The following is a 14264-nucleotide window of genomic DNA, read 5'->3' on the forward strand; positions in this document are numbered from 1 at the left end:
AAAACCAAAGAAACCGGGTTTTTTGTCTAATCTACTGCTTGCAACGAAGTATTATCGAAAAAACCCGGTTTCTCAAAAAAAACCTGTGCGAAAATCCTAGACTAATGACACTAATGACCAATGACCAATGCCCCATGCCCAATGCCCCATTCCCCATGCCCCATTCCCTACTTCTGATTCTTGATAATATCCTCCAGCTTTTTACCAGCAGGAAGTTCAGTAAAAACTCGATCACCCGCCTTAGCACCTTCCAAAATCTGAATCTTGTTACCAATAGTCGAACCCACAGTCACAGGCTGAAACTTCGGCTGCTGCTTCTCATCGGGAACTAGCACACCTGTTTGACCTTTATTCGTCACAATTGCCACCGTCGGGACAACCAAAGCATTACTGAGTTTTTGACCGACAAATCTCAAATCAACATTCATTCCCGACTGCAAGAAATCCTTACCAGAGTCAATGGCGACGCGCACTTGAAACAAAGTCACATCTCGTTCCTTAACAGCTTCCGGCGCAATCAATTTAACGCGGCCTTTAAACACTTTATCGGGATAAGCATCAGCTACAATTTCAACTATTTGACCCGGTTTAATTTGACTGATATCTGCTTCCGGCACTTTCGCCAAAACTTCCACATCTCTAGCCAAAGCGACAATCGATGTCGAAGTTGCCGAAGTCGCTTCCGATGCCGAAGTTGCCGGAGTTACAAAAGCTCCTTGAATCGCGTATCTTTGGGTAATAATTCCCGCAAAAGGAGCGCGAACTTTTGTATCTTCTAACTGCACTTCTTGAAAGCGGACTTGAGCCTGAGCTTCTGCTAAATCAGCTTTCGCGGCAGTTATTTCTTCCGGGCGAGCGCCGTTTTCTTGGGCTGCTAATTGGCTTTTTGCTTCAGCAACTGCTGCTTCGGCTTTAGCAATTTCTTCGGGACGATTGCCGTTTTCAACTTGTGCTAATTTGCTTTTTGCTTCGGCAACTTCTGCCTCACCTTTAGCAATTCCTTCTGATCGCGTACCGTTTTGTAACTGCTTGAATGCTTGCTGTTCGACATCCACAGCAGCTTGCAGTTGCTTGATTTGCGACTTCCGACTTTCTTGCAGTTGTTGCAGGCGTTTTTGAGATTCTGTTAATTTAGCTTGAGCAGTGCGATTTTCTTTGACTAATTCATCCAGTTTATCTTGAGCAAGGGCACCTTCTTGCACTAACGGACGGTTGCGTTCCACCCGTTGAGCTGTTAGTTCTGCTTGGGCTTGGCTCGATTCAATTTGCGTTTGTGCTTGGGCAATTTCTTGTTTAACACTGCCAGTTTGAGCATCTGCTAAACGAGCTTGAGCTTGGGCTAAACGAGCTCGCCCTTGGTTTACTTCTTCTACACGACTGCCGGCTCGCAGTTGCTGCAAATTAGCTTGAGTTTGCTGCAAGCGGGCTCTGGCTCCTGCAACTTCTTCTACGCGACTACCGGCTTGGAGTTGAGCGAGAGAGGCTTCGGCTTGATCTAAGCGCGCGCGGGCGCTGGCGATGTCTTCCGATCGATTCCCGGCTTCGATTTTGGCAAGTTTGGCTCGCACGCTGGCTTCGCGGGCTTTAGCTTGAGCCAGTTGAGCTTCCACGTCGCGGCTTTCCATCCGCGCCACGATTTGTCCTGCTTCGACTTTATCGCCCTGTTCGACAAATAATTCTGCGATGCGCCCGGAGCCTTTGGGGCTGAGATTCACGCGCTGTACGGGCTGCACCGTGCCGCTAGACGTGATCCGCACCGTGAGGTTTTGGGCTTCCACCGGCACTGTCATTGTGGCGATCGCATCTACTTTCGGTTGCGATCGACTTTTTGCTATATATATGGTAGTCGGTACAGCTAGCAACCCGGCTGCGGCCAAACCGATCGCCCACCGCGACATCTTCCGCGCCGGTTTCTTCGGAGACGGCTTTTGGGCGGTTTTATTATCTGCAATTTTAGTCTCTGCGGCCTTGGTGTCTACAATCTGACTATCTTCCACCTTGACCTGAGCAGTTTCTTTTTTGGGGCTAACGATCATACCGACTCACCTAATTTAAATCTCAGGATTAACTTAAAAGTAAAATTTTTTCTGATGCTTGGCATCGTCTTTCAGACTCATCCGATCGGGTGATTTAAAAAAAGTTCCCCAACCAGCACCTGTAAACAATTATAGCTAATTATTGCAATTTATTAAATAATGTTAAGTTTTTTCAGCCAAAAGAGGTGGTTCTAAACAAAATCGCTCCTGGCTGCTGGCAAATTAAAATATATTTTAGCAGATAATATTGTTTTTGGGATCTAGGAGCGCGCTTCTCACCAGCAACAATGGCGGATATGGCAGGGGGCAATCGAGCGTCACTAGGTCATTGCGGACTCGTGTTAGCGATCGCAGCAAGTTCGGCCAGTGCTAAGCTCGTAACGGCACAATATTAAGGCGCTTACTCTCATAAACCCGGTTTATGCGAGAAATAACAGGTTTGTCCGCGCAGAAACCTGGTTACGGGTAGCGGTGCGTAAATTCTGAATACATATCCGCCCTGTGCCCACAACAGGTTAAAATATTTTTCAAATCCGTTAAAAATGGAAAATAAAAACAATGAATCGTCCTCAAAGCGTTACAGTTCTGGCAATCTTGCAGCTAATTAGCGGCATATTCAGTCTGCTTGACGGCTTGTTCATCTTACTATTTGCAGGCATTTTTGGCGGTCTTGGTGCGGCTGTCGGCGGCGCAAAAGTTGGCACGGTCATCGGCGGTTTCATTGCAATCTTTGCTGCTATCGCTCTAATTATAGGAATTATTTCCTTAATCTTAACCTGGGGTTTGTTTCAACTAAAAAAATGGGCTTGGACTGGAACATTAATTATCCATGTCATCGCCGTCGTCACGCAAATTGCCAAAATGTTTGGTAGCGCAGGTGCAGCAGTCAATTTTCTATCTCTGGGTTTTGCCGTCGCTAGCATTTACTACCTGCTACAGCCGGATGTTAAACAAGCATTTTCTGTTGAACTCCCCTTTTAATTAACGGTACTGAATTCTCGGATCAAAAAAAGCATAGGAAATATCAACCGCCAGATTAATCAATACAAAAGTCACAGATACAAAAATTACTCCACCTTGAACAATTGGGTAATCCCGCGCCAGAATACCGCTGTAAATCCAAGAACCAATTCCCGGCCAGGAGAAAATCGTTTCTGTCAGAATCGCGCCGCTTAAAAGCGTCCCAAACTGCAAACCAATAGTTGTGACGATCGGCAAAAACGCATTTTTCAAAGCGTGTCTCAAAATCACCCAAAATTCCGGCAAACCCTTAGCCCGCGCCGTGCGGATGTAATCTTGCTGCATCACTTCCAGCATCGCAGCACGGGTGATTCGAGCTATAATAGCTAGCGGGATTGTTCCTAAAGTCAAAGCTGGAAGGATTAAATGGGCGATCGCATCCCGCAAAGCCGCCAAATCCCACCTCAGCAACGCATCCAAAACATAAACACCAGTAATCGACTTAAAACCAAACCCCAAATCTACACTAATCCGCCCGCTGGGAGGCAGCCATTTCAGATAAACAGCAAACAAATAAATCAACATCAATCCCAACCAATACACCGGCAAAGATACGCCAATTAACGAACCGCTCATCGCGAGATTGTCCAGCCAGCTATTTTTCCGAACAGCAGCCAAAATCCCCGCAGGAATTCCGATAAAAAGTGCCACCAACATCGCCACCACAGACAGTTCAAAAGTAGCAGGCCAGCGACTTGTAATTTCATCAATTATCGGAATACCGCTAATAATGCTATTTCCCAAATCAAAGCGGAGCAAACTCCATAAAAAAGCCAAATATTGCAAAGGCAAAGGCTGATTCAGACCCAACCTTGCTCTCAAAACTTCGACTTGTTCGGGAGTTCCCCGTTCTCCCAAAAGCACTGTAGCTGGGTCTCCCGGTATCAAATGCAAAAAAGTAAATACTAGCAGAGTGATTCCGAAAAGGACTGGCAACAGTCCCAGCAAACGTTTAGCAATATATTGAAACATCAGTCGATCTCATTCACCTTGCAAATTTGCCAAAATCCGATCGACCGTTTCTTCTACCGTTAGATTGGTTGAATCCAGCCAGTAGCCAAGGCGAGGAGTTTCGTTACGGAGAATGCGATCGAAGGCATAAACCATTGTTTCGTTGGCATATCCGGTTTTCGTTCTTGCTGCATCTCGTGCAGCTACAACTTCTGCCTTCGGACACAGAACGATCGCGGACAACGGCACATCGTCGAAAGTGGCAAGTACCTCAGCCAGTGCCGGACCAATGATTATATCTTGATAAACGACCGTAAAACCAGCCTGGAGATAGTGTCGCGCTGCCGTTGCTGCCAGGTGATACCGCAGTTGAAGCTGCTGATATGCCTCTGCTGACAAATTTAACGCCATTTCCGCCTGTCCGTTCACAATCATGCGACGAAAGATATCGCCGCGAAGGTGGACACTTTTGGGCAACCGTTCGGCAAGTGATTGGGCCACACTTGATTTTCCGGCAGCCATGTTCCCGGTAATCAAAATAATTTGTGGGTGATGATTTGCAGGTTGCTGATTGCTCTCCATACAGTTTGTTAAGGTAAATTCATGGAAAGTATGATAACCGAGGAGAGGTGTCTCGATCTAAACTCTCAATTTTTGCTCACTTCCTCAAAAGACTCAGACCCCAAAGGACTCGGAATCCAACCTTGAATATTCTTGCGTTTCCCTAAAAGCGGCTGCGAATGTACGATCGGCAAACGCACAGCTTCCCCATGCAAAATCTCGCTAACTTCCGCATAAATTTTCGCCCTAGCTGCTTTATCCCCACTCGCCCTCCCCCGATCCAAAAGTTCCAGAACTTTCGGATTTTTCCAATTTCCCAAATCCGCCGTGGAACCCGGCCCGAAGTGAGGATAATAAAAATTGTCTGGATCGCCATAATCTCCCGTCCAACCCATCATAAAAGCCTGAAATCCGGGAGGTTTGAGTCGATCGGCTAAATAAGCAGACCAATCCTTTGTCAGCAATTTTACCCGAATCCCGATCGCGCTCAAATCCGCCGCCAAAGCCTCAGCAATCGGCTTCGGCGTGGGAAAATAGGGACGGCTGACCGGCATATACCACAAATCCAAATCAAAACCGTTCGGATAACCGGCTTTCGCCAGGATTGATTTAGCTTGCTGCGGGTTAAATTCGTAATCTTTAACTTTGTCAGACTGCGCCAAATTCACCGCAGGCGGAACAAATTGCGAGTCATATTTACCAAGTTCTCCCCAGAAAGCTTTGACTATGGCTTGCTTGTTGATTGCTTGGGCGATCGCCCGCCGCACCTCCGGTTTCGACAAAGGCGCGTAACTCGGATTTAACGCTAAATAACCCACATTAAAAGAAGGACGCAAAACAGTTTCTAAATTAGCATCCGCTTGAATTTCTTTCAATTGATCCGGCGTTAAATCCACAGTAAAATCAAGTTGTCCTGCTCTCAATTGAGCCAGTCTAGCCGCCGGATCGTCAACAAAACGAATTACCAATTGATTAACTTTCGGCGTTCCAGTTTTCCAATAATTTGGATTTTTTTCTAAGATAATGCGATCGCCCGATCGCCATTCCTGAAACACAAAAGGCCCCGTACCCACCGCCCGTGACCCCGGAGTGCCGTATTTAGCACCCGCTTTTTTCACCGCCGCCGGACTCGCGATCCCGAAATAACCCGACCCAATCGCCGAAGGAAAGGCCGCAAAAGGTCGATTTAAAACAAACCTAATCGTAGATTTATCAACAACGGTCACATCCTTTACCAGGGAATCTTTATCGCCCTTAAATCCCGCAAAAAAGTCTTTCCAAATTTGATAATTTTTGCCAGATTCTCGATAACCGTTAGGATTTTTCGCATCCCACCAGCGATCGACATTAAACTTAACAGCTTCCGCGTCAAAATCCGTCCCGTCGTGAAACTTGACCCCGGAACGCAACTTAAAAGTCCAAGTTTTGCCATCCGTCGAACTCGACCATTCAGTAGCGAGACTCGGTGCGAGTTCCACAGTACCCGGTTTAAAATCAGTCAAGCGATTGTAAATTTGGTTGATCGCAATCACTGAATTGCCATCAGTAATATTTCCCGGTTCCAGATTGACAGGCGGCCCGCCCGCACCGTACACTAAAGCCCCAGCCGGAACCGCAGCAGGAGTTGTCGGAGTTGGAGAATTATTGCTAATATTTGCAGGAGTGCCGCAATTTGATAAAATTACAGCCATCCCAAAAACTAGACTTAATAAAACTACACGCCAGGGTTTTAACAATCTCATTTCAATAGCTCCGGTTTAATAAAAAATTGTACTCATATCAATAAATTTCTAATAGGCTCTTTCTGTCACTTCTGTAGTTTCTGCCTTCTCGGCAGTTCATTTAGTAAATTCTATATTAAAAGCCAATCTAAATTAACAAACCAAATATAGCAGCCTGATGATATCATGCTGGAGGGGAAAATCTCAACCCACACCTTTACATTAGGCGACGCAACCAGCATGAAAGCTAACGTTTGCGCCCCAGCTAGAGGGGTCATTCGATTTTAGGTTTTAGATTTTAGATTTTAGATTTTAGATTTACTCCATGAATCTGGGGAGAGCATCTCATATTTGTAAAAACACTTCTTATGACTCCTTTCTTCTTCCTCTTTCCTTCTGCCTCCTGCCTCAAAACTCCAATTTCTACCTTAGCTGCAAAAGTTAAAGCTCCCAATCTGGGAGCTTTAACTAATAAATCGCAGAGTGCTTACGCACTCTGCGATTCACTCAAAACTACTCGTCAATTACTGCTGTTTTTGACCGTTTTGCATCCTGTTTTTAGCAGCTTGTCGGCGCTGCTGCATCAGTTGAGCTAATTGGCTGCGCTGTTCGGCAGTGAGCACTTCTCGCATTGCAAGTGTACTTTCAAATTGAACCTCTTCCAACTGCTGCCTCAATCCGATTATTTGACGGTGTTTTTCGCGCATTTGGCTGGCATTTGCTGTCGCACTAGACATCATCGTTTCCAATTCTTGTCTGGCTTGGCGAACTGCTTGCATCCGCTGGGAAACTTGGTCTTTGTAGCGATCGCGAACTGCCTGCATTTGCTGCTTTTGGTCTGCGCTTAAATTAAGTTTCTCGAACATTCCGCCTTCCTTGCCAGCAGGTCGATTTGGTCGCTGATTTTGTGCAAATGTTTCCGGTTCTAGGGGATTAGGAACTGCTATTGCTGCGGCTGTGCTACCGAGAGTCAGCATTAAAACGGCTAGGGCAGAAATACGACGAATTGACATGAAAATTGCCTCTTTGATATTACTTATTTGTTGGCGGTTGACTGTCAGCACCAGGGCTGACAGTCAACCAGTCTGTTTGTGAGCGCTCGGTCATACTTTCTTGGGGAGAATCATGGAGGACACCCTCCCAGTTAGTAACTAAAAATGCTTCTAACTTAGCTGTTTCCTCATCTGGCAATTGTGCAGTCTGAAACGGACGGTAGCCCGACCAAAAAACTAGCAGGCTAGCAGCAATCGCAGAGGATAAAGCCCACTTAGAAACAGAGGATATTTTTAACCTGTCATCAGACTTAGCTGAGGCACTTAATCGCGTTTTTTTGCGGTGGCTTTCATGGAAAACACTTGCCTGATTACTTTCGATTGCTGCTAGAATTTTTTGCTCTAAGTCTGGTGCAGATTCAGGAATATTAGGGCGATGTTGCTTCAAAAAATTAACTAACTCTTGGTCGCTGCTTGGGTTATTCATAGCTCGCTGACACCTTCTTTTTGCAAAAATTGTCGCACAGCATTTCTGGCATAAAAGACGCGAGATTTGACAGTTCCTGCTGGCAGTCCCAAAATTTGAGCCACTTCTTTTTGCGGGATGTCTTCTAGGTCATGCAGCACCAAAACGCTGCGGTGTTCAAAGCTCAATTGCTCCAATCCCCGCTGCACTAAATCTTGATAGTGCAATTTCATCAAGTCCGATGTGTTATCTTTGAGAATAACCCGATCCATTACTTCTTGATTTTTGAGTTGGGAGTCAAAAGAATGCTGTTTAGCAAATGCTTGTCTTTGGTCGGAAGCCACATTCCAAGTGATTCGATAAAGCCAAGTAGAAAAGTTTTCCTGGTGCTTGAGTTTGGGCAATCCTTTCCAGACTCGCAGGAATACTTCTTGTGCTAAATCGTCAAGAAGCGACGGGCCGCAGAGTTGGTAAAGGGTTGACCTGACTTTGTGTTGGTAGCGTTGGTAAAGGTAGCGAAAGCAAGTGCGATCGCCCTTTAAACACTCAGCAACTAAGTCGGAGTCGGAACAGTCATCGGTTAAAACATTGGCTGACACAGCTAACACCTGTGAAGTCTCCCCCACCAGTTCGTTATCTGAAGTGTTTAGACAGGGCGATCGCAAAAAAGGTTCAAAGGATTTAAAATTTTTTTTCGACGAGGCGTCAGGTAGGGAAACGGCACTGCCGTGTCCTGATTTTTCCTGTCATTAACGGGTTCCGAGGTGTAAAGCCTGGGAACTCAGATCCCGAGTCCCAGCCTTGGTTGAGAAAATGGACGCTCTGACTCGCCCCAGAAGCGTTACTTTTACAAGTGATTTAGAAAAGCTATGTATAGCGGTTCTCAATTAAGGGAGGTACAAGTTTAGATTGAATAATTGGGGAATTTACGAATCAATTAAAAAGTCCTCAATCCCCCAATTTAAAATCTAAATCTGTACATCATCTACCTGAGAAAAGCTATAGTAGACTTACCGCTTTTATTAACCTGAGAGTTTGAGGCGATCGCCTGCCTGCGATATTGCTCTATCCAGGATTGAATGGCAAATTTAAATTCAGCTTTTTGTGCGTCTTGAATTCCTTCGGGATCGAAGCGATCGCAATAATGAATCTCAATCAACAATCCTAACTCTTCGAGACAATATAATTCCGGTTTTTCTTTTTTTAACCTCTCGATCCAATTTTTTAAAGACTCGGAAGGAGGGCGAATCAATCCAGACTCATTTAACGCCTGTTCGATTAAATAAAATTCCGATTTCGGACTCAACGAATCTTTGTTATAAATAGCTTTTAGCCAGCTTTGTTTCTTAGATAAAAGGCGTACACTTTTCTTAAAATTAGGATTACACCTCCCAAAAAATATTAATGCCAGCAGGATGACTCCCCCAAACTTCCATCCATTGCTACCTGATAAATATCCCAGCCCCAGCAAAATTTTGTAACTCAATAGCGACCATAAATCCGAGATAAATGCCCCTGGGGGAGCAGCAGCATCCTCCATGCTTTGCCAATCAGAAGGCGTAGCATCAAAAGCTTGCCATTTTCCCGCGATATAAGCCAAAGTCCAAGCATGAGCATGGCGACTTCTTACAATATATTGGTTCTCCAAAGAACTAAATTCGTGAACAGAATATCCAACAGCATAACGGGCTGGAATACCGAGTTTTCTCAGGAGAAGTGTCGCAGCAGTAGCAAAATATTCACAATGTCCAGAGCGAGTGTGCAGTAAAAATGTTGATAGAGGCGTAGCATCATTATCTTTGCCCCTAAGCTTCAGTGAATACACGAAATTTTTCATGAAAAACCACTCTATTTTATCTAATATTTCTGGTGGCGACTTTCCTTGAGTATCCATTTGACTGAGGATTTTATTCAGTGCCGCCATTTCTGATTTTGGTATTTGCAGGTCGTCTTCTGTAGGCGGGCTATCTACAGAAAAATTATTATTAAAGTAGCTTCGATAAGCCAGCATATCAACTTTCCCCACCACTTTAATTGTGCCATATTTATTCTTTTCCATCTCACTGACAGGCAATGCGTCAATTTTAAAAGTTCCATCGGGCACCTTTAATAAACCTTGGTTGCCTTGGAGTGTAGCCGAAATAGTAATCGTTGATGGATTCGGTAGTTGGTCGCCTAAATCCCAAGTTGTGCCATTAATGTTGGGTTGTACGGGAACAAATTTAGGATTTAATGCGAGCCAAAGTGAAGAGTTATAGTGATTATAAGTGGCTTCTCTTAGCAGTCGGGGAGGAGTCTGTTTAGCTTCCGGAGCAACTCTAAAAATAATTTCATTTGACTGTTTTAATAATCCCACTGAGCCGATGTTCGTTTGTTTTTTCAAAAAATCTGTTTCTTGAGAATTCCCATTACTAAGCCATGAGATTGCTTGCTGTTCTACTGCTAGGTGAAGTTGGTGCAGCCCCATCTGTCCTATAAATCCTATACTGCCAGCAATTAACATCAGACCAAGCCAGAGAATAAATGAAACATTTTTCGGTCTCACAGACCACAAAGCAATAGCGGTTAAAGCAAATATCCCAGCATAAAAAGAGATTTCTCTACTATTCGCCGCACTAGCGGATAGCAGACAACAGATAAAATATGGATAATTTAGATTCACCATCAAGGGGTTAAGTGGTGCTGTTTTTGTGGCTTTGTTTAGCCACAAAAACATTAGGCGTATATCCAGACTTTCCTTGACAGAATATACCTGAGCAGCTACCAGTGGAAAAAATACACCAGGAAGCCACTGCAACAAATTATATATCAAGTAAATAGACCGGTTGAGAACCAGGAGATAAACCAGCAAACAGCACAAAAAAATCAGGCATAAATTAGCAATGCGCCTAAAATCACTAGCTGAAAAATCCCACCGATAAGGCAACCAGTTAGCTGCCTCTAAAATCAGAGCAATTGGCAATGCAAAAAACCATAGTCCCGTCTGCCAGCCCCAAAAAATTACACTAACACCCAAAAGAAACACTGGCATTTTCATAATTTCATTAACTCCTCTTGTATTTGACCTAGCTTTAAAATATGGCAGCTTGTTAAGTCATCTTTAATCAACTCTAAATTTAAGCTATCTAATTGAGCGTCTCGCTGTGTTAAAATTAAAACTAAGGTATGGATACCGCGACTTCTCAGATAATTTACTAATCTTTTTCTAGGTTCGTCCCAACACAAAAATATACAAATACAACCGCTTAGCAGAGAGATTTTTTCCATCAAAACTGAGATGAGCGAGTCAAAATCTTTATCCTGACAGGCACCAACAGAGGCGAGAATTTCTAGCATTTTATCAGTAGAGTTCAGCCCTCTACCAAAGGTAAAACAATAAGCTTTTTGAACGACGAACATCAAATCCAATAAGGATTCTTGAGTCTGAACTTCATAGCATAATGAAGCAGCAATAGAAATTGCCTCTTCTAAAATTTCACTATATTTTACACTTTGAAATGTATCCAAAATTAGGGCGTGCCTCACAAAAAATTCATCCTGTTCTTCTTTGACAATTGGCTTACCTGCTTTTGCCCAACTTTTCCAGTGAATTTGGCGTAGCGAATCTCCCGGTCGATAATCCCGCAGAGACCTAAACTCCTCGGAATCTCCAACGGATGAAGCTAATGTTACGCCACCTGATTGATATCTTCTTGAGCCAGGAAGCTGAATTGGTGGTAAAGGATATAGTTTGGGTAAAATTAACATAGATTGGGGCAAGGAAATTGTTTTACAAGCATTCCAAATCCCAAAAGGATCTGACCTAGTAACTGTTAGACCAATCAAGCGGATAACACCTCTGTAGGACGGCGTAATTTCACATACCACTTCTGTTTTGCTATTGGGTGGAAGAGGAGGCAATTCTATGGCTTTAGCTGTGGCGCATTGTTTTCTATAAATCAGCCACAGCCAACGATAATAGCCGAAGTATTTATCCAATGAAGTGCGCTGTTCTTCACCGGGTTCAGGTGTTTCTATAAATTCTTGAAAACTTGGGTATGTGTCGGCAAAATTTTCCCCCAATTTCAGGTTATTTTGACTCTGGCTAGTTTTGTTATCAATGAGAATACGGTATTTTAAAGTGACTCCAACAGTTGCAAACTTTGGCAAGAACCGTACTGCATTGAAGCGGAAGCGAAAAAATCTACTGAAAATTATGGCTATTCCTATAATTGACAACAGGAAAGTAAAGATTTGATAGGTCAGGGTTTGATTAGTATCTAATCCTAAAACCCCCGCTAAAAGCGTGCAACTAAGCACTGCTAAACCATTGTTAGTCAATCGCTTCTTTCGCGAGCGATTTACACGCGCACAGAAGCGAAAAACAGCGTAGAAAAAACGTTTCATTTTTTAGGCTGGTACAGGAATAGATTTGATAATTTCTTCAACAACACCTGGGGCCATTCTACCAGAAAAACGCGCTTGAGGTTCCATTACTAGGCGATGAGCGATGACTGATACCGCCTGTTCTTGAATATGTTCTGGCGTAACAAACTCATAGCCATCGAACAAAGCTAATGCTTGAGCAACTTTCATTAAAGCTATGGAAGCTCTGGGACTCGCCCCTAGTTGTACGCCTTCGGCTGAGCGAGTTGCATTGACGATATCTACGAGATAACGTTTCAATTCTTCACTAATTCTAACTTGCTTTACCTGCTGTTTTAAGCTAATTATATCCTCTAAATTAACGCAGGTTTGAAGTGTATCAATAGGATGTTGATGAATTTGATCTCCGAGCAGGTTAACTTCGTCTTCGGGCGAGATGTATCCTAGACTAAATTGAACTGCAAAGCGATCCATTTGGGCTTCAGGAAGTGGATAAGTGCCACGAGATTCTACTGGATTTTGAGTAGCAATGACAAAAAATGGGTCTTTAAGTTTTCGCAAATTTCCGTCTATGCTGACTTGAGATTCTGCCATTGCTTCTAGGAGGGCGGATTGGGTTCGCGGTGATGACCGATTGATTTCGTCCGCCAATATAATATTAGCAAAAATTGGGCCTTCGTGGAAATGGAAGGTGCGTTGATTGGGGTCGAGCATGGATATGCCCAAGATATCGGATGGCAAAAGGTCAGGTGTAAATTGAATGCGTTTAAAGGTGACATCGACGGATAAGGCTAGGGCTTTAGCTAGGGTAGTTTTACCTGTACCGGGATAATCTTCTAGGAGGACGTGCCCGCCACTCACAAAGGCTGACAGCAATTTCCTGATTGCTGCTGATTGCCCTTTCACCACTTTTTGAATGTTGTTGGAAATCCTTTGATAAATTTCTCTGCCCGACTGAGCGTGATTTTCTGTAATTGCTTTATCCATTATTTATTGTGTTCGTAGCGTTCGGTTACTGTCGCGCTGATTGGCTTCGATCGATTTAACTAACAGCATTTTTCCAATATGTATAAGTTTTTAAACCAATACTTTTTTGATTTTCATTATATATCTCATCCAAACACCTGAAAAGAGCTAAAGCGTAATTTTTCAATCCCAACTCGGTCAAACTTGTGAGAATCCTAGTCAGCCGCAGGTAGTTGTGATTAAATTGTTCAAGCCACTCTCTTTTTCTTGACAAATATTCGTCTGATTTGGCAATTACAATTTCTGCGTTTTCCCCTTCGCGGCATTCCAACCCGTAAAACGCCAGCATGACATTTAACGAATGGAGTAAGCGATTTTTCAACTCTTCACTCGTTCTAAAAGCTTGAATAACCTCATCATTTAAAGTCGGAGCACTGGAATTAAAGCGGCTCTTTTCTCTCAGCGGAAACAGCCATTGAATGTAATTGTGCACGGATTCCAGCTTCTGGTAATCCCACGACCAAATATCCTCGATCGCCCGACCTTGTGAATCAGGCTGCTGACCAAGATAGAATGCTAAAATTTTGTTTTGTTTGGTTGAATTACTCATTAATAAGGTGTTTTGTATCTAAATTGTATTTTTGGGCGGGCGGGACGCCCAACCCCTACACCCCACAACCAGAAAATTAAATTTTTGTGTGGAACAGGCAGGATGCCTGTTCTTCAAAATAGTTTTCTTGAGTCGGTTTTAACTGAGATCTTGCACCATTCTCAATTAGCCATACTGCCAACCACTAACAGTGATGTCAAAACCCTGCTGACGAGCTAAACTCTGGGTGCGATCGATATTAATTAACAGCCCCAAAACTACTAGAGATGCCAACAAAGTTTCTCTCGCCAGTAGCGCCGCCTCTCCCCAATCTGGCAAGGTAGTTTTTCCCGATGCTAAATATGCCCAGAAGGCGAGAAAGTAGGCAATAAAAGATAATACTAGCCACCGATAAACTCCCAATAAAGTGCTTTGTCCAAACCGATGCAAACCAAACCGATGTTTCACTGTCTTAAAGAATCCTTCAATCTGCCAACGTCTTCTACAGAGTCGAGTAATGTAAACAGCAGATAAAGGTTTTGTCGAAATTACAAAGCGTTTTTCGAGACTGCCATCATCCCGTTTGAGCCAATACCA

The 14264-nt window shown here is 43.8% G+C and carries 13 protein-coding genes; 1 reads left to right on the top strand and 12 read right to left on the bottom strand.

Annotated features, from left to right (window positions below; all coding sequences use genetic code 11):
• Positions 1-167: 167 nt before the first annotated feature.
• A complete protein-coding gene (locus QUA58_RS17125) occupies positions 168-2036 on the bottom strand; it encodes an efflux RND transporter periplasmic adaptor subunit (protein WP_333394986.1) in 1869 nt (622 codons plus the stop codon).
• 558 nt (positions 2037-2594) lie between these two features.
• On the opposite strand from QUA58_RS17125, the gene QUA58_RS17130 reads away from it, so the two are divergent.
• Positions 2595-3017: a hypothetical protein gene (locus QUA58_RS17130; protein WP_333252243.1), complete on the top strand. Its 423-nt coding sequence runs from the start codon at positions 2595-2597 to the stop codon at positions 3015-3017.
• Here the strand turns inward: QUA58_RS17130 and QUA58_RS17135 are convergent, their stop codons facing one another.
• The 11 genes from QUA58_RS17135 to QUA58_RS17185 form a co-directional block, all read right to left on the bottom strand.
• Positions 3018-4028: an ABC transporter permease gene (locus QUA58_RS17135; protein WP_333252244.1), complete on the bottom strand. Its 1011-nt coding sequence runs from the start codon at positions 4026-4028 to the stop codon at positions 3018-3020. It lies immediately after the preceding gene.
• Between the two features lie 9 nt (positions 4029-4037).
• Positions 4038-4589 carry an AAA family ATPase gene (locus QUA58_RS17140; protein ID WP_333252245.1) on the bottom strand — a complete coding sequence of 184 codons (552 nt, stop codon included), beginning with the start codon at positions 4587-4589 and terminating at the stop codon, positions 4038-4040.
• Between the two features lie 65 nt (positions 4590-4654).
• On the bottom strand, positions 4655-6310 hold the full coding sequence (locus tag QUA58_RS17145) for an ABC transporter substrate-binding protein (protein ID WP_333394988.1): 1656 nt from the start codon (positions 6308-6310) through the stop codon (positions 4655-4657).
• A 503-nt stretch (positions 6311-6813) separates the two neighbouring features.
• Positions 6814-7302 (bottom strand): Spy/CpxP family protein refolding chaperone, encoded by a 489-nt coding sequence (locus tag QUA58_RS17150; RefSeq protein ID WP_333252247.1) that lies wholly within the window; start codon positions 7300-7302, stop codon positions 6814-6816.
• Between the two features lie 19 nt (positions 7303-7321).
• Positions 7322-7768, bottom strand: a complete 447-nt coding sequence (locus QUA58_RS17155) for a hypothetical protein (RefSeq protein WP_333394990.1) — start codon at positions 7766-7768, stop codon at positions 7322-7324.
• The gene (locus tag QUA58_RS17160) at positions 7765-8355 is read right to left on the bottom strand and encodes a sigma-70 family RNA polymerase sigma factor (RefSeq protein WP_333252270.1); all 591 of its coding nucleotides are present in this window, start codon (positions 8353-8355) and stop codon (positions 7765-7767) included. Before QUA58_RS17160 ends, QUA58_RS17155 begins: the two co-directional genes overlap by 4 nt.
• A 377-nt stretch (positions 8356-8732) precedes the next feature.
• Positions 8733-10778 carry a transglutaminase-like domain-containing protein gene (locus tag QUA58_RS17165; protein ID WP_333394991.1) on the bottom strand — a complete coding sequence of 682 codons (2046 nt, stop codon included), beginning with the start codon at positions 10776-10778 and terminating at the stop codon, positions 8733-8735.
• A 2-nt stretch (positions 10779-10780) separates the two neighbouring features.
• Entirely contained in the window at positions 10781-12133 is a 1353-nt protein-coding gene (locus tag QUA58_RS17170) for a DUF58 domain-containing protein (protein WP_333394993.1), read from the bottom strand.
• 3 nt (positions 12134-12136) lie between these two features.
• Entirely contained in the window at positions 12137-13099 is a 963-nt protein-coding gene (locus tag QUA58_RS17175; RefSeq protein WP_333252251.1) for a MoxR family ATPase, read from the bottom strand.
• Positions 13100-13154: 55 nt separating this feature from the next.
• Positions 13155-13688, bottom strand: a complete 534-nt coding sequence (locus QUA58_RS17180; protein WP_333394994.1) for an opioid growth factor receptor-related protein — start codon at positions 13686-13688, stop codon at positions 13155-13157.
• A 165-nt stretch (positions 13689-13853) separates the two neighbouring features.
• The coding region (locus QUA58_RS17185; RefSeq protein ID WP_333394996.1) for a transposase at positions 13854-14264 on the bottom strand (411 nt) is incomplete at its 5' end.

Origin of the sequence: Microcoleus sp. N9_A1 (assembly GCF_036701795.1) — a bacterium.
GTDB lineage: Bacteria > Cyanobacteriota > Cyanobacteriia > Cyanobacteriales > Microcoleaceae > Microcoleus.